Raw genomic sequence first — 16,761 nt, 5'->3', positions numbered from 1 at the left:
CTTACATTTCTTCGCCGAAGCGGTCGGCCACCAAGGCCTCCAGCGCATCGGACAGTTCTTCGGCCTGCGCCCCAAAGGTGGTGACCTCAATCGAGGTGCCACGCGACGCGGCCAGCATCAACAACCCCATGATCGAATCGCCAGAGACTTTCATGCCGTCTTTTTCCACCTCGGCGCGGGCATCATGATCTTCGACCACTTCCACAAAACGCGCCGAAGCCCGCGCATGCAGGCCCTTTTCATTGACGATCTTCAAAACCTTCGAGACGCTCACTTCCCCGCGACTCCGCCCGTCGAATAGCAATTGATATATTTGCGCCCCGCATCCAGCGAGGCTTCCACCGCCGCATGCACGCCAAGACTGCGCGATTTCGCCAATTTGATCAGAAGCGGTAGGTTCGCGCCATAGATGATTTCGCGCCCCCCCGCCTCACAGGCCATCAGGCTCAGGTTCGAGGGCGAGCCACCAAACATATCGGTGACCACCACCACACCTTGCCCCGCATCCACCGCGTCAGCGGCGGCGCGAATTTCGGCTTGCTTGGCGCTGCGGTCGTGATCGTCTTCAATGGTGATCGCGCGGATACCCTCTTGCGGGCCCACAACATGTTCCACCGCCGCAAGATATTCTCGCGCCAGCCCACCATGTGCCACGATCACGATCCCGATCACGCGCCTTTTGCCCCTTTCTGTGCAGGCTGCGTTTGTGCCCGCCGCTCCAATTCCCTGTGCCGTTTAGACACTTGCCAGCCAGCCTGTGCAAGGGCCTTGCAGACAGCTTCGGTCATAACAACGGAACGGTGTTGCCCACCGGTACAACCGAACCCAACCGCAAGATGAGCCTTGCCCTCCTCCAGATGCGCTGGAAGTTGAAATAAGAGTAGGTCGCGCACGCGCGAAAAGAACTCTTCATAGCGCGGATCGCCCATCACATGCGCGGCAACAGGCGCATCAAGCCCGGTGAGCGGGCGCAGATCGGGCACCCAATGCGGATTGTTCAGGAAGCGGCAGTCGAACATCATATCGAGCCCGCGCGGCGTGCCGCGTTTGTAGCTGAAACTCTGCACCGAAATCGCAAGGCGCGCGATCTCGCCCATATCAAACCAGCGCGCCACTTCGGCGCGCAATTCATGCGGGCTAAGCGCCGAGGTATCGACCAACACATCCGCCCGCATCCGAATGGGTTCCAGCAGATCAAGCTCTTGCTCGATCCCGGCCACCGGCTGCGCTTCGGGTGAAAGCGGATGGCGGCGCCGCGTCTCCGAATAGCGGCGGATCAGCGCCTCGGCAGAGGCATCCAAGTAAAGCACTTCGAGCCGCAACTGCGGCGCACGGGTCAGACGGTCGATCAATTCAATCAGCGCAGCGGCCGAGAAATCGCGGTTCCCCACATCGATGCCCAGCGCCATCGGGCGCGGCAGGGGACCATCAATCAATCGCGACACAAGGCTGAGCGGGAGGTTGTTGATCGCTTCATAGCCCATATCTTCCATGGCAGCGATCGCGGTTGTGCGGCCTGCGCCCGAAGGGCCGGTGACAATCACCAGCCGTGTCGGCGCCCCGGTTCCCGCGCTTTGCGTCACATCTCTCTCCCGGCCTTCAGCCATTGCCAGATGACCGCCTCAAGATGACCATGTTGCAAGCGCAGCACAAGGGGCAGGGTGACACCACAAAAGGCAATCTCACGTGAAGGGGGAAGGCGCTCCGTTTCCTCCTGCCCCAGATCGACAGCCAGCGTGATTTTGGCAACAGGCAATGCATCTGCCCGCAAGATGCCCGCGCCACGCGCCTCGATCAGCCCTGAAAGGGTATTGGGACAGCGTGCAAAAAGCGCACCGCCTTCGGCACTCAAGATGACCCGATCATCGGCCACCAGATGTGCCCCGAAGGCCATCAAGCGTAGCGCAAGACTCGATTTGCCGGTCCCAGACGGCCCAAGGATCAAAACGCCCGCATCCGGATGACGCGCAACGACGGTGGCATGAACCCTATCCGCCGCGCCGCGCATCGCTTAGACCGGGAGGCCGACCACGAAACGGGCGCCCAGCGGCTCAGAGGTGATATCGGCATCGGTCGGACGGATGTTTTCGGCCCAGATCACGCCGCCATGTGCCTCGACGATCTGCTTGGAGATCGCGAGCCCAAGGCCCGAATGGTCTCCAAACTGGCCCTCGGGCCTTTGCGAATAGAACCGCTTGAAGACCTTGGTCAGCGCTTCTTCGGGAATGCCCGGCCCGGTGTCCTCCACCACAACAAGCACCCGATTTTCGCGCTTGCGCGCCCAAACGCGGACCGCATCGCCGTCTTCGCAGAAGCTGATCGCATTGGTGATCAGGTTCACAAAGACCTGCGCCAAGCGCGCCTCTAGCCCGGTGATAAAGATCGGCTCTTTCGGCAGATCGGTGATAAATTCGACGCCGTTGTCAGCCGCTTGGCCACCCAAATATTCGCCAAGGTTCATCACCATCTTCATCAGATCGAAGCGTTCTTCTTCTTCCTTCACCAACTCACTATCGAGCCGCGAGGCGTTGGAAATATCGCTCACCAGCCGGTCGAGCCGCTTCACATCGTGGTCGATCACTTCCAAAAGCCGGACACGCTGGTCTTCGCGCTTCACAACGTAAAGCGAGGCCACGGCAGAGCGCAGGCTGGCCAGCGGGTTCTTGATCTCATGGGCCACGTCGGCGGCGAATTGTTCATTCGCGTCGATCCGGTCGTAAAGCGCTGCCACCATACCGCGCAGCGCCCCAGAGAGACGACCAATCTCATCCGGCCGCGCCGTCAGATCGGGAATGCGCACCCGACCCGGCGAAACCTTGCGGGAGTTTTTATCCCTCCCGATCTCGGCGGCGGCGGCCAAATCCGAAAGCGGATTGGCAATCGTCGAGGCCAGAACAAGCGAGAGCCCAATCGAAACGATGATCGCAATCACGAACATCTGCAGCACTTGCTCGCGTTCGACCCTCACCAATTGGTCAATCTCGCCTGCGGCAGAGGTCATTGCCATCGTGCCCACGAGCCGCTCATTTTGATAAAGCCCAGTCGCGACAGAAAAGATCGTCGCGCCCGACGGATCGCGGCTTGTCGAAATCACTGTTTGATCGGCGCGCACTTGGGGCGCCAATTGTTCGGCGATTTCGCGGGTATTGACCGGCTGCGTCGCCTCATGGTCGCGGCGCACAAAAGAGGCCACCCAATCCCAGCCTCGGTTCAACAGATCCGTCAGCATGGTGGAGCGGGTGTCGATGCCGAGCCCCGCGACAGGTTCCCGGTCATCCGTGCCCACGACCGAGGAATCCGCGATCAAGTTCCCAGCGGCATCGAACACATAGATCGTTGCGCCGGGCGGCAACTCAATCCCGCGCATCGCTTCAATCACGTCAATCCCATCGCCCGCAGCAAGGTTGACGGGCGCGGCGGTGGGCATATGCGCCTCGAATACATCGGCAACCAGTTCCGCCTCGCTCACGATCGCGCTTTCGCGCTGGAACACGAGGCTGTCACGGAACGGGTTGAGGTAAAGCACCCCCGCCACCATCACCACCATGGCGAGCAGGTTGAAGGTAATGATCTTCCGCGCCAGCGGCGAATGGTTCAGCGAGATGAAACTACGCCGCTTGCGCCCCTTGGCCAGATCTGCATCGACCGCGCTTGTCGGGCCGACCCAATCCTCACCAAGGACCACATCCGTTTCGGATTTCGCAGGGCGTCGCATCTCCGACCGTCCAAACCCTATGCGCTCGGCCAGTGTCATTCTTCGTTGTAACGATAGCCGATACCGTAAAGCGTTTCGATAGCGGTGAAATCATCATCGGCGGCACGCATCTTTTTGCGCAGGCGTTTGATGTGGCTATCAATCGTGCGGTCATCGACATAGACCTGATCGTCATAGGCCACATCCATCAGCTGATCGCGGCTTTTCACAAAGCCCGGACGCTGTGCCAGAGCTTGCAGCAAAAGGAATTCGGTCACCGTCAACGTGACTTCTTTGCCTTTCCACGTCACCGAATGGCGCAGCGGGTCCATCGTCAAAGACCCGCGCACGATCACCTTGGTTTCCTCGGTGGTCGGCACTTCGCCGGTGGAAATCGCTTCTTGGCGCCGCAAAAGCGCGCGAATGCGCTCCACCAAGAGCCGCTGGCTGAAGGGCTTCTTGACATAGTCGTCAGCGCCCATGCGCAGGCCGAGCACTTCGTCAATCTCGTCATCTTTAGAGGTGAGGAAAATCACCGGCATTGAGGTCTTCTGGCGCAGCCTTTGCAGCAGCTCCATCCCATCCATCCGGGGCATCTTGATATCCAGCACAGCCATATCGGGCAGACGCTTGTTAAAAGCGTCAAGCGCGGCCTGCCCGTCATTATAGGTCTCGACCTCGTAACCTTCCGCTTCCAAAGTCATTGAAACGGAAGTTAGAATGTTCCGGTCATCATCGACCAGTGCGATCCTCGACATGTGCTGCACCCTCATGACGTCGTTTTAGTTTTATCTTTGATCGTCATTGTCTCTTTTCCATGCAACGGAATCAACTCCGATGTGCGAATCGGAGCCCGTGACGGAATCAGTTGAGGTTAAAAAAGCGAAGGTTTGACTAATATGTCTCACCTCATGACATTGGTTGCGCTAAATCTTGGGTGTTTGCGCTAGCTGTGACAAAGGCTTCTGTTCTTTTGCAAAGGCAGCATGCTATAGCGCATGTGTCCGCAATATTCTTGCGCGGATCGGCATCCCTACGTAACGGATGCCGGGAGGAATCACTGCGCCGCAGCGTATTGCGGCAACGGGAGCGAAAAATGACCATCGGACGCGTGAACCCAGCCAAACGCCTGGAAGATCAGGGCATTACTGGTCTCGGCAATGTCTATTACAACCTGCTGGAGCCCGCGCTGATCGAGGAGGCAATCAAGCGCGGTGAAGGCAAGCTTGGCAAAGGCGGCGCTTTCTATTGCTCCACGGGTGCACATACGGGCCGCTCGCCCAAAGACAAACATGTTGTGCGTACCCCCGATGTTGAAGACACGATCTGGTGGGAAAACAACAAGCCCATGGAAGCCGACAAGTTCGACGTGCTGCACGCCGACATGCTCGAGCACATGAAGGGCAAAGATTACTTCGTTGAAGACCTTTATGGTGGCGCCGACCCGGAACACCGCCTTTACGTGCGGATGGTGACCGAGCTCGCTTGGCACAGCCTCTTCATGCGCACCATGCTGCGCCGCCCCGAGCGCGAAGAGCTCGACACCTTCGCCCCCGATTGGACGATCGTGAACTGCCCGAGCTTCAAAGCCGACCCGGAGCGCCATGGCTGCCGCACCGAAACGGTGATCGCGCTGAACTTCGCGAAGAAAACCATTTTGATCGCGAACACTGCTTACGCCGGTGAAAACAAAAAAGGCGTGTTCACGCTGCTCAACTACATCCTGCCCGGCGAAGGCATTATGGCGATGCACTGCTCGGCCAACCACGCCATCGGCAACCCCGATGACTCGGCGGTGTTCTTTGGCCTGTCGGGCACCGGTAAAACCACGCTGTCGGCTGACCCGTCGCGCGTGCTGATCGGTGATGACGAACATGGCTGGTCGGACAACGGCATCTTCAACTTTGAAGGTGGCTGCTACGCGAAGACGATCAACCTGTCGAAAGAAGCCGAGCCGGATATCTACAACACCTGCTCGATGTTCGGCACCGTGGTCGAAAACATGGTCTATGACGAGGAAACGCTGGAGCTTGACTTCACCGACAGCTCGTTGACCGAAAACATGCGCTGCGCCTATCCGCTGCACTACATCAACAATGCCTCGGACACCGCCTTGGGTGGCCAGCCGAAAAACGTGATCATGCTCACCTGCGACGCCTATGGCGTTCTGCCGCCGATCGCGCGGCTGACCCCGGCGCAAGCGATGTATCACTTCCTCTCGGGCTTCACCTCGAAGACCCCGGGCACCGAAGTGGGCGTGACTGAGCCGATCCCGACGTTTTCGACCTGCTTCGGCGCGCCCTTCATGCCGCGCCGCCCCGAGGTTTACGGCAAACTGCTCGCCGAGCGGATCGCGAAAACCGGTGCGTCGTGCTGGCTGGTGAACACCGGTTGGACCGGCGGCGCTTTCGGCGTGGGCAAACGGATGCCGATCAAAGCGACCCGTGCGCTTTTGACCGGCGCGCTGGATGGCTCGCTCAACAATGCCGAATTCCGCAAAGATCCGAACTTCGGCTTTGACGTGCCGGTGGCGGTGCATGACGTTGACACCACGCTGCTTGACCCGCGCGCGACTTGGACCGATGGCGCGGCTTACGACGCCCAAGCGCAAAAACTGGTCGAAATGTTCTCTGAGAACTTCGCCCAATATGTGCCTTACGTCGATGACGAAGTGAAAGCCGTCGCGATCGGCTAAGGCCAAGATCAGATAAGCGAAGGGCCGGGATTTCCCGGCCCTTTTGCTATTTGCGCGTGCGCTTCACCTTGCGAGCGACAGCGCGTTTCTTGGCTTTGAGCGCGCCTTGTTTGCGCCCGTGCTTAAATGGCCTGCGCCCGCCTTTGCCACCACCGGGCAAGCTGGCCCCGTCCAACTCCAACAGTTCAAGCTCAAGCCCGCCAGTGACCGGGATCGCCTCGGCAAGCCGCACCACGACGCGCTGCCCAATGCCAATCACCGTGCCGGTATCAGCCCCCACAAGCTGCTGCGCCTCGCGGTCATAATGGAAGAACTCGCGCCCGACCGAGCGGATCGGGATCAGCCCATCGGCCCCGGTGTCATCGAGCTTCACGAAGGCACCGAATTTCTGCACACCGGAAATCCGCCCGGTCAATTCACTGCCGACCCGGTCACTGAGATAGGCGGCCAAATACCGGTCGGTCGTGTCGCGTTCTGCGGTCATCGAGCGACGCTCGGTATCGGAGATATGCTGCCCGGTTTCGTCGAGCGTTTCGATATCCGCTTGGCTCAACCCGTCCTTGCCCCAGCCATGCCCGGCAATCAGCGCGCGATGCACGATCAGGTCGGAATAGCGCCGAATGGGCGAGGTGAAATGCGCGTAAGACCGCAGCGCCAAGCCAAAGTGCCCCAGATTCTGCGGCGCGTAATAGGCTTGGGTCATCGAGCGCAAGGTCGAGATATTGATCAACTCATCGAACTCGCTGCCCTCTGCCGCCTCCAAAAGCCGGTTGAGATGCGCGGTTTTGAGCACCTGCCCCTTGGCCAAGTTGAAGCCCGAAGCCTGCGCCACTTCGCGCAAGGCCTCAATCTTATCCGCTGGCGGCTCTTCATGGACACGATACAAAAGCGGCTTGCGCAGGCGCTCCAGTTCCTCAGCGGCGGCGACATTGGCGAGCACCATGAACTCTTCAATCAAGCGGTGCGCGTCGAGCCGTTCCTTGAACTTGATCGAAGCGACCTTGCCCGCCGCATCAATCACAATCTGCCGCTCGGGCAGGTCCAACTCCAACGGCTGGCGGATCGCGCGCGCACGTTTGAGCGCGCCGTAGCAAGCATAAATCGGCGCGATGATATCGTCCACCAAGGGTGCGGTTTTCTCATCAGGGCGGCCTTCACGGGCATTTTGCACCTGCGCATATTCCAGCGAGGCAATCGAACGGATCATACCCCGCGTGAAGCGATGCGAGATTTTGCGGCCATCAGACCCAATCTTCATCTGCACCGCCAGCACCGCGCGCGGCACGTTTTCATGAAGCGAGCACAGATCGCCCGAAAGGCGATCGGGCAGCATCGGCACAACCCGGTCGGGGAAATAGGTCGAGTTGCCCCGGTTGCGCGCCTCGCGATCCAGCGCCGAGCCGGGGCGGACGTAATGCGCCACATCCGCAATCGCCACCCAAAGGATATAACCGTCTTCATTCGCCGGATCTTCATCGGGCAACACAAGGCACGCGTCATCGCGGTCGCGCGCATCCGCCGGGTCGATGGTAACGAACGGCAAATCGGTCAGATCTTCGCGTTTGCCCAGTTCGGCGGGCGTTGCCGCATCGGCCTCGGCCACCACATCATCGGGGAAATCATCGGGGATGCCGTGCTGGTGAATGGCAATCAGCGAGACCGCGCGCGGGGCGCTTGGGTCGCCCAGCCGTTCAATGATCCGCGCCCGCGGCAGGCCCATCCGACCCTTCGGCCCGGTTTGCTCTGCCTCGACCAGTTCACCGTCTTTGGCCTCGCCCGCAGCGCCAGCCGGGACGATCCATTCCTTCATATCGCCCTTGTCGATCGGCGTGATCCGCCCGCCCTCGGCCCCTTTGCGGAAAATGCCGACAACGCGGTGGCTCGCCACGCCGATTTTGCGGATGATGCGCGCCTCATAGCCCTCGGCCCCTTTGGCGATGCGCCCCAAAACCCGGTCGCCAGCCCCAATTGCAGGGTCATCGCGGCGCAAATGCATCAAGATGCGCGGCGGCTCGCCCGCGCCGCCCCATTCCATCGGCCGCGCCCAAAGATCGCCAGCCGCATCGGGGGGGAGCACTTCAAGCACCGTCACCGGCGGCAGGCTGTCGCTATCATGGTAATGGCGTTTGCGGCGCTGGATCTTTCCCTCCGCCGCCAACTCTTTCAAAAGCCGTTTCAACTCGATCTTCGCGGTGCCCTTGAGGCCAAAGGCTTTGGCCAAATCGCGCTTTGCCCCGTGATCGGGGTTATCAGCGAGCCAAGCGAGGATCTGTTCTTTGGTGGGGATGGGGTTGTGTGTCATGGCCCTGCCTAGCACGCGCAAGCAGGGCCGTTAAGTCACGATCAGCGCGTCGGCACCGGGGTTTCGCCACGATAATCGTAGAAACCGCGCCCGGTCTTGCGGCCAAGCCAGCCCGCTTCGACATATTTGGTAAGCAGCGGACAGGGGCGATATTTCGTATCGGCCAGCCCGTCATGCAGCACGTTCATAATGGCCAAGCAGGTATCAAGCCCGATGAAATCGGCCAGTTCCAGCGGGCCCATCGGGTGGTTGGCCCCAAGTTTCAGCGCCATATCGATGGATTTCACGTTCCCCACGCCTTCGTAAAGCGTGTAGACCGCCTCGTTGATCATCGGCACCAGCACCCGGTTCACGATAAACGCCGGGAAATCTTCGGCCGAGGCCGAGGTTTTGCCCAAGGTTTCGATCACCCCCAAGAGCGTCTTGAAGGTCGCCTCATCGGTAGCAATGCCCCGGATCAATTCGACCAGTTGCATCACCGGCACCGGGTTCATGAAGTGCACGCCAATGAACTTTTCCGGCCGGTCGGTGCGCGAGGCGAGCCGGGTGATCGAGATCGAGGACGTGTTGGTCGCCAAAATGGTTTCGGGCTTCAGATGCGGCAGCAAGCTGTCAAAGATGCCCTGTTTGACCGATTCGCGTTCGGTCGCGGCTTCAATCACCAGATCGGTCTGGCCAAGCTCGCTGATGTCGAGCGTGGTGCGAATGCGCGCCAGCGCTTCATCCCGCGCCTCGGCAGTGATTTTCTCGCGGCTCACCTGACGGTCAAGGTTTTTGCGGACCGTGGCCATCGCCTTTTCAAGGCTTGCCGGGGCCACATCGCTGAGGATAACGCCATAGCCCGAAAGCGCGAAAACATGGGCGATACCGTTGCCCATCTGCCCGGCGCCGACAACGCCAACGGTTTCAATCGTCATGATTGCTCCTCCTTCGGATTGGAAAAACCCTAAGCCCGATGCTGCACTGCGGCAAGTCCTATTCTAATAGTGTCAATTTTCCCTTTAGCTCTTTCGCAAGGCTTTCGGGCCACCCTGCCTGTGGGTGAGTCGAAAATCTGAGGTGGGATGAATGGCCTTCGAATATGCGGGCAGTGGTGCCCTTGACTATTTTCCATGCCGTTATGGCAAATCTAAACTGTTGTTCCGGGGGCCGCGCCGCGATCTGACAAAACCTTTCGTGGGGGCATTGGGCGGCACCGAGACCTATGGCAAGTTCATTGCCGATCCGTGGCCGGCGCTTTTGGAAGACCGGTTGGAATTTCCGGTGGTGAACTTCGGCTATCTTAATGCCGGGATTGATGTATTTTACAGCGAGCCGCAAATTCCTGAAATTGCGAAATCCTCGAATCTGACGATCATTCAGCTTCTGGGCGCGCCGAATATGTCGAACCGCTTCTACGCTGTGCACCCGCGCCGCAATGATCGGTTCTTGCGGGCGTCCAACCTGATGCGCGCGGTTTTTGACGATGTCGATTTCACCGAGTTCAACTTCACCCGGCACATGCTGACCTCTTTGCAGGAATTCGCGCCGGATCGGTTTGACACGTTGGTGACCGAATTGCGCACCGCTTGGATCGCGCGGATGCGCGGGCTTTTGGAGAAAGTGACCGGGCCGAAGCTGCTTTTGTGGGTGGCAGACTACCATGCCCCGCTTGAAAGCGACCCGCTTGGGCCGGAACCGCTTTTGGTGAGCAAAGACATGGTGGCAGAAATTGCGCCGCTCGCCGATGGGCTCGTGAAGGTGAACCCTTCAACCATGGCGCGCTCCACCGGAACGGTGGGCATGCATTTCGCGCCGCTTGAAGAACCCGCGGCGAACACGATGCCCGGCCCGATCGTGCATCAGGAAATTGCCGAAGCATTGGCGCCAGAAGTCCGCAAATACATCTGAAAAACAAAAAGCCCCGCCAAATCGGCGGGGCTTTTCCATTCGAGAAAGGCGATTAGAGCTTCTCGGTCAGTTCCGGAACGGCGGCGAACAGGTCAGCCACAAGGCCATAATCGGCAACTTGGAAGATCGGCGCTTCTTCGTCTTTGTTGATCGCAACGATGACCTTGGAATCTTTCATCCCGGCAAGGTGCTGAATCGCCCCCGAGATGCCAACGGCCACATAAAGGTCCGGCGCAACGACTTTGCCGGTTTGACCCACTTGCCAATCGTTCGGCGCAAAGCCCGAATCGACAGCGGCACGCGAGGCCCCCACGGCAGCGCCAAGTTTGTCGGCCAGCTTTTCGATCAGCGCGAAATCTTCTTCCGAGCCAACGCCACGGCCGCCCGAGACAACGATCTTCGCCGAGGTCAGCTCGGGACGATCAGATTCGGCCACTTTGTCTTCGATCCAGCTCGACAGGCCCTTGTCGCCCGCCGCCGCCACGGCTTCCACCGCAGCCGAACCGCCAGCACCGGTCGCTTCGAACGATGCGGTTCGAACAGTGGCGATTTTCACCGAATCCGCCGATTTCACGGTTTGGATCGCGTTGCCGGCATAGATCGGGCGCTCAAACGTGTCCGCATCGACAACACCGGTGATGTCCGAAAGGACCATCACGTCGAGCATCGCAGCGATGCGCGGCAGGGCGTTTTTGGCCGAGGCGGTCGAGGGCGCCACGATATGGGTGTAGCCCGAGGCGAGCGAAACAACCAAATCGGCGAGCGGCTCAGCCAGACCATGCGCATAGGCGGCATCGTCTGCGGTCAGCACTTTTTCGACGCCATCCAGCGCGGCCGCAGCAGCCGCCGCATCGGCAATGCCCGCACCGGCCACAAGCACCGTCACCGGACCCATTTGCTTGGCAGCGGTCAGCGCTTTAGCGGTCGCATCGGTGGCAAGCGCAGCACCATGCAGTTCAGCAATCAGGAGAACGGCCATCAGAGCACCCCCGCATCTTTGAGTTTGCCGACGAGTTCATCGACCGAGCCCACGGTGATCCCGGCAGCGCGGCCAGCCGGCTCCGAGGTTTTCACAACGGTCAGGCGCGGCGTCACATCAACGCCGTAATCGGCCGCGGTTTTCTCGTCGAGCTGTTTTTTCTTCGCTTTCATGATGTTGGGCAGCGAAGCATAGCGCGGCTCGTTCAACCGCAGGTCCGCCGTCACAACGGCCGGCAGCTTGACCGAGATCGTTTGCAGACCGCCGTCCACCTCACGGGTGACTTTCAGCGATTCCCCTTCGACGGTGACGTCAGAGGCAAAGGTCGCTTGGCTCCAGCCCAGAAGCGCCGAGAGCATTTGGCCCGTGGCGTTCATGTCATTGTCGATCGCTTGTTTGCCCGCGATGATCATGCCGGGTTGCTCTTCTTCAGCAACTTTCGCGAGGATTTTGGCCACCGCGAGCGGCTCGATATCGGTATGCACGTCATCGGCGGCAACCACGAGGATCGCGCGATCCGCGCCCATCGCCAGCGCCGTGCGCAGCGTTTCTTGCGCCTGTTTCACGCCGACAGAAACCACGACGATCTCAGAGACCGCGCCCTTTTCTTTCAGACGGATCGCCTCTTCGACGGCGATTTCGTCGAAGGGGTTCATCGACATTTTCACATTCGCCAGATCGACCCCGCTGCCATCCGCTTTCACACGGACTTTCACGTTATAGTCGATCACGCGCTTCACAGGCACGAGGACCTTCATCTGCGGTGTCTCCCTAGTTTATTTCGCCACCCCGGGCGGGGCGGATTCCCGTTTCGGCAATTTTGTTACAATGCGACCGCAGCGAAAGACAGATGAAAAACGACCCCCTGCTGTGTCGCTACGTCACGTCGCGGAAACTGTTTGCGCTAAAAGCACACCGATGCCTCAGGCTTTCGCAAACAGCCAGTCTTGGGCCCGCAGGGGGAGAATGCGCCGCGCCACCGCCGCGAGATAGGTCGCGTTGGTGACGTAATAATGCGATTTCGGCCGCTCATCCGTCAGCGCGCGGATCAGCTTTTCGGTCACCGCAGAACAGGGCAACTCAAAGGTGTCGGGCTTGTTTGGCGGGTTGTAGAGGCGCTTGAGCAGCGAGGTTTCATATTGCTCTCGGCGGGCCGAGGCTTTCCAATCCACCCAGCGCTCAAAATGCGGAATCGAATTGACCCGAATCTTGGTCGGGATCGGGCCGGGGTTGAGCGAGATGATGTGGATGCCCGTGTCGCGCATTTCGCGGCGCAACACATCCGTGAGCCCCTCCAGCGCAAACTTACTGGCAACATAGGCCCCGCGCCAGCGAATGCCGATCAACCCAAGAACAGAAGAACATTGAACAATTCGCCCTTCGCCATTTTCACCCTGCGCGCGCATCACCTTGATGGCGCGTGTTGTCAAATCATGCAGGCCAAAAAGGTTGGTCTCAAAAACTTCGCGCAGCGCATCGGCGGGCAGGTCTTCGACCGCGCCGGGGCAGGCAAAAGCGGCGTTGTTGTAAACCGCATCCAACCGCCCGCGCCCGCGCGCCAAAGCCTCGTTAAAGCCTGCCTCAATTGAACTCGGGTCGGCCATATCCAACTGGAACGAGGTCAGCCCCTCGCCGCGCAGCCGTTCGCAATCTTCCTCACGCCGACAAGTGGCGAAAACCTTCCAACCCGCTTTGTGCAGCCCATGCGCTGCATCATAACCAATGCCCGACGAACAGCCGGTGATCAGGATCGTCTTTGCCATGCTGCGCCCCTACGGATTTAGCCACCCCCACGGGATAGGCGAAGGCCCGTCTTCGGGCAACAGCCTTGGCGCGCCAGCGCGCGCCTTAAGACGCTGGCCGAAGCAGTCGTTTCGCCATCCAGCCGTCGATGCCATCGCCCTCAACGCGCACATGCACCCAGCCATTGCCCGGATCAGCGACCACCAAAACCTCTTCGTTACGGCTTAGGCTTCCCACCACCGGATGCGATGTGCCCTGCCCGCCCCGCACATTAGCGCGGCTGGCTTGCACGGCATAAATGCGCGGGCTCGCCGGGGTAACAACGTCATCTTTGACACGGTATTCGGGCGCAGGCCGCAAGGCGGGGCCCGGCATCGGCACCAAGCGCGCAGGCACAACACGCGGCTCGGGCGTTTCGCGCACGACGGCTTGCATTAGCAAATCATCGGTCAAGATCGCAGTATCGGCTCTGGCCAAAAGGCTCGGCCTCGCCTGTGCAGCATCAGGTTGCGCCGCAGCCAATTTCGCGGCCTCGTCTGGTCGCCCCAGCAAAACCAAGACGAAATAAAGAAGAACGAGCGTAAAAAAAGACATTCGGATCATGATACCCTCCCCCAAGGGACCCACTCACATAAAGATTACCATACTCTGTCCAACATGTCGCACCCAGCCGAGTCAACCGCCGCGTTAACCATTTTGTTGCCTTTGCGCACATTCGATAGCTGCGACTTTTCGTGCTGGACCGGCGCGCGGTCCCGAATTACACGGCTCTCATGAGCAGCGACGACGATATTCCGCCCCATTCGACCCATGCAGAGCCGCTGGTGCGCGCCATTGGCGAGCGCTATCTGACCTATGCGCTGTCCACCATTATGCACCGCGCGCTGCCCGATGCGCGCGACGGGCTTAAGCCCGTGCATCGGCGCATTCTGTTTGCGATGCGGGAATTGCGGCTCGCCTCCAATGGCGGCTTCCGGAAATCGGCGAAGATTTCGGGCGATGTGATGGGGAACTATCACCCCCACGGCGACGCCGCGATTTACGACGCCATGGCGCGGCTCGCACAAGATTTTGCGATGCGCTATCCGCTCGTCGATGGCCAAGGCAACTACGGCAATATTGACGGCGATGGCCCGGCGGCCAGCCGGTATACCGAGGCGCGGATGGCCCCGCCAGCCGAGTCTTTGCTTGAGGGCTTGGCCGAAGACGCGGTCGATTTCCGCCCCAACTATGACGGCACGCTGACCGAACCCGTCGTGCTGCCCGCCGCCTTCCCGAACCTGCTCGCCAATGGCGCCTCGGGCATCGCGGTCGGCATGGCCACCAACATTCCGCCACACAACCTCGATGAATTGGTCGAGGGGTGCTTGGCAATGATCCGCGACCCGGACACCACCGATGAAGCGCTGGTAGACCTGATCCCCGGGCCCGACTTCCCGACCGGTGGCGTGATCGTGGAACCCAAGGCGAATATCCTTGAAGCCTATCGCACGGGGCGCGGCGCGTTCCGGCTGCGCGCCCGTTGGGAGGTCGAAGACCTTGGCCGCGGCCAATGGCAGATCGTTGTCACCGAAATCCCTTATCAGGTGCAAAAGGCCAAGCTGATTGAACGGCTGGCCGAGTTGATCGAGACGAAAAAGGTCCCCGCCCTTGCCGATGTGCGCGATGAAAGCGCCGAGGATGTTCGGATTGTGCTGGAGCCCCGCGCCCGCACCGTGGAAGCCAGCCAGTTGATGGGGATGCTGTTCCGCAACTCGGAACTGGAGATTCGCTTCTCGCTCAACATGAACGTGCTGATCGACGGGCGTGTGCCGAAAGTGTGCAGCCTCAAAGAAGTGCTGCGCGCCTTCCTTGATCACCGCCGCGATGTGCTGTGCCGCCGCTCGCGCCACCGGCTCGAAAAGATCGCCAATCGGCTTGAGGTGCTCGAAGGCTATATCATCGCCTTCCTGAACCTTGATCGGGTGATTGAGATCATCCGCACCGAAGATGACCCGAAAGCCAGCTTGATCGCCGAAAATTGGGCGAAAGATGCAGGCCCGCCCGTGCATCTGACCGAGGTGCAGGCCGAAGCTATCTTGAACATGCGCCTGCGCAGCCTGCGCAAGCTCGAAGAACTGGAATTGCGCGCCGAGCGCGATGCGCTCCTGAAAGAGCAAGAGGGGCTCGAGGCGCTTCTGGCCTCCGAAAAAGCGCAATGGAAAAAGATTTCGTCTGAGCTGAACGAGGTCCGCAAAGCCTATGGCAAAGGAACCAAAGCCGGTGCCCGTCGGACCGATTTTGCCGAAGCGGGCGAAGTGGCCGAGGTGCCGATTGAAGCGATGATCGAGCGCGAGCCCATCACCGTGATCCTCTCCAAAATGGGGTGGGTTCGGGCGATGAAAGGCCACCAACCGCTCGACGCCGAGGTGAAGTTCAAAGACGGCGACGGGCTGGCCTTTGCGCTGCATGCCGAGACCACGGATCGGATTGTTCTGATGGGTTCGAACGGGCGCGCGTGGACGCTTTTGGGCGCCAACTTGCCCGGTGGGCGCGGTATGGGCGAACCAGTGCGGTTGATGCTGGATTTGCCCAATGAGGTGGAAATCACCCATGTGCTGTTGCCCAAAGCGGGGCAGAAATACCTGCTCGCCTCCTCCGACGGTGATGGCTTCGTGGTGCCGGGCGAAGAGATGATCGCCTCCACCAGAACCGGCAAGCAGGTGCTCAACATGGCCGAAGGCGCACGCACGCAGGTGTGCCGCCTTGTCTCGGGCGATACGGTCGCCTGCGTCGGGCAAAACCGCAAAATGCTGGTCTTCGCGCTTTCCGAACTGCCCGAAATGGCGCGCGGCAAAGGCGTGCGATTGCAAAAATACAAAGACGGTGGCCTGAGCGATGCGATCACCTTCGCATTGGCCGAGGGGCTGAGCTGGAAAGATCCGGCAGGCCGCACCCGGACCGAACCGGACCTTGCTGAATGGCAAGCCAAACGTGCGAGTGCGGGCCGGATGGCCCCGCGCGGCTTCCCGCGCGACAACCGCTTCACTTGAGGGGACGGGCGCTCACGCGCCCTCCCACGGCATCCCACCCCATCCAAAGCTGCGCCTTGGGTGGGGCTACTCCGCGTGTGAGAATCCCTTTTCGTCGCGAAAAACAGAGCCCCGTTCTTTGCGACGTTTCTGTCACAAATATCGGCGCGCCTTTGATGTCGGAAACGCTCTCGTGCAAAATGGCTCTGCGCCCGTATTCCAAAGGGAATTTTTCGCCTTTCGTCGCAGCATGAACCCACGAACCGGGCTTGATTTTTCTGCGTTTCAGCAATAGGGAACGCGCCATGTCACATTGGGCCGACGCCGGCCCCCGAACCAGAGGCGCCCGGAAATGGCAAAGGCAAAGTTTGAACGGAACAAACCGCACGTCAACATCGGCACGATCGGTCACGTTGACCACGGCAAGACGACGCTGACGGCTGCGAT

Annotated in this window: 16 protein-coding genes; 4 read left to right on the top strand and 12 right to left on the bottom strand. The window is 60.2% G+C overall.

Going from position 1 to position 16,761, the window contains the following annotated elements; all coding sequences use genetic code 11:
• Position 1: 1 nt before the first annotated feature.
• From BW967_RS10680 to BW967_RS10655, 6 genes are read right to left on the bottom strand one after another with little or no spacing between them, the layout of a single operon-like run.
• Positions 2–274, bottom strand: coding sequence for an HPr family phosphocarrier protein (locus BW967_RS10680; protein WP_076485072.1), 273 nt, complete (start codon positions 272–274; stop codon positions 2–4).
• Positions 271–672 carry a PTS sugar transporter subunit IIA gene (locus BW967_RS10675; RefSeq protein WP_076485071.1) on the bottom strand — a complete coding sequence of 134 codons (402 nt, stop codon included), beginning with the start codon at positions 670–672 and terminating at the stop codon, positions 271–273. Before BW967_RS10675 ends, BW967_RS10680 begins: the two co-directional genes overlap by 4 nt.
• Positions 669–1,583: an RNase adapter RapZ gene (gene rapZ / locus BW967_RS10670; protein WP_245826521.1), complete on the bottom strand. Its 915-nt coding sequence runs from the start codon at positions 1,581–1,583 to the stop codon at positions 669–671. The genes BW967_RS10675 and rapZ overlap by 4 nt, the downstream gene beginning before the upstream one ends.
• Positions 1,580–2,008, bottom strand: a complete 429-nt coding sequence (locus BW967_RS10665; protein WP_076485283.1) for an HPr kinase/phosphorylase — start codon at positions 2,006–2,008, stop codon at positions 1,580–1,582. Before BW967_RS10665 ends, rapZ begins: the two co-directional genes overlap by 4 nt.
• 3 nt (positions 2,009–2,011) lie before the next feature.
• Positions 2,012–3,754 carry a stimulus-sensing domain-containing protein gene (locus tag BW967_RS10660; protein WP_083952148.1) on the bottom strand — a complete coding sequence of 581 codons (1,743 nt, stop codon included), beginning with the start codon at positions 3,752–3,754 and terminating at the stop codon, positions 2,012–2,014.
• A complete protein-coding gene (locus BW967_RS10655; RefSeq protein WP_076485069.1) occupies positions 3,751–4,452 on the bottom strand; it encodes a response regulator transcription factor in 702 nt (233 codons plus the stop codon). The genes BW967_RS10660 and BW967_RS10655 overlap by 4 nt, the downstream gene beginning before the upstream one ends.
• 338 nt (positions 4,453–4,790) lie before the next feature.
• On the opposite strand from BW967_RS10655, the gene BW967_RS10650 reads away from it, so the two are divergent.
• Positions 4,791–6,389, top strand: coding sequence for a phosphoenolpyruvate carboxykinase (locus BW967_RS10650; RefSeq protein WP_076485068.1), 1,599 nt, complete (start codon positions 4,791–4,793; stop codon positions 6,387–6,389).
• A 46-nt stretch (positions 6,390–6,435) separates the two neighbouring features.
• On the opposite strand, the gene rnr is transcribed toward BW967_RS10650, so the two are convergent.
• Positions 6,436–8,691, bottom strand: coding sequence for a ribonuclease R (gene rnr / locus BW967_RS10645; RefSeq protein WP_076485067.1), 2,256 nt, complete (start codon positions 8,689–8,691; stop codon positions 6,436–6,438).
• A 41-nt stretch (positions 8,692–8,732) separates the two neighbouring features.
• Positions 8,733–9,608, bottom strand: coding sequence for a 3-hydroxybutyryl-CoA dehydrogenase (locus BW967_RS10640; RefSeq protein ID WP_076485066.1), 876 nt, complete (start codon positions 9,606–9,608; stop codon positions 8,733–8,735).
• 151 nt (positions 9,609–9,759) lie between these two features.
• Between BW967_RS10640 and BW967_RS10635 the strand changes: the two genes are divergently transcribed.
• On the top strand, positions 9,760–10,581 hold the full coding sequence (locus BW967_RS10635) for a DUF6473 family protein (protein ID WP_076485065.1): 822 nt from the start codon (positions 9,760–9,762) through the stop codon (positions 10,579–10,581).
• A gap of 52 nt (positions 10,582–10,633) precedes the next feature.
• Here the strand turns inward: BW967_RS10635 and BW967_RS10630 are convergent, their stop codons facing one another.
• From BW967_RS10630 to BW967_RS10615, 4 genes are all read right to left on the bottom strand, one after another.
• On the bottom strand, positions 10,634–11,560 hold the full coding sequence (locus tag BW967_RS10630) for an electron transfer flavoprotein subunit alpha/FixB family protein (RefSeq protein WP_076485064.1): 927 nt from the start codon (positions 11,558–11,560) through the stop codon (positions 10,634–10,636).
• Positions 11,560–12,318: an electron transfer flavoprotein subunit beta/FixA family protein gene (locus BW967_RS10625; RefSeq protein ID WP_076485063.1), complete on the bottom strand. Its 759-nt coding sequence runs from the start codon at positions 12,316–12,318 to the stop codon at positions 11,560–11,562. The genes BW967_RS10630 and BW967_RS10625 overlap by 1 nt, the downstream gene beginning before the upstream one ends.
• A gap of 165 nt (positions 12,319–12,483) precedes the next feature.
• Complete coding sequence (locus BW967_RS10620; RefSeq protein ID WP_076485062.1) at positions 12,484–13,323, bottom strand: SDR family NAD(P)-dependent oxidoreductase; 840 nt, start codon at positions 13,321–13,323, stop codon at positions 12,484–12,486.
• An 85-nt stretch (positions 13,324–13,408) separates the two neighbouring features.
• Positions 13,409–13,906, bottom strand: a complete 498-nt coding sequence (locus tag BW967_RS10615; protein ID WP_083952146.1) for an SH3 domain-containing protein — start codon at positions 13,904–13,906, stop codon at positions 13,409–13,411.
• A 170-nt stretch (positions 13,907–14,076) separates the two neighbouring features.
• Between BW967_RS10615 and parC the strand changes: the two genes are divergently transcribed.
• Both parC and BW967_RS10605 read left to right on the top strand, forming a co-directional pair.
• A complete protein-coding gene (gene parC / locus BW967_RS10610; protein ID WP_076485060.1) occupies positions 14,077–16,335 on the top strand; it encodes a DNA topoisomerase IV subunit A in 2,259 nt (752 codons plus the stop codon).
• A 331-nt stretch (positions 16,336–16,666) separates the two neighbouring features.
• A partial coding sequence (locus BW967_RS10605; RefSeq protein WP_018590913.1) for a GTP-binding protein occupies positions 16,667–16,761 on the top strand: 95 nt, incomplete at its 3' end.

This window comes from Rhodobacter aestuarii, assembly GCF_900156655.1.
In the GTDB taxonomy this organism is placed as follows: Bacteria; Pseudomonadota; Alphaproteobacteria; order Rhodobacterales; family Rhodobacteraceae; genus Rhodobacter; species Rhodobacter aestuarii.
This window is presented reverse-complemented; position numbering and strand designations above follow the sequence as displayed.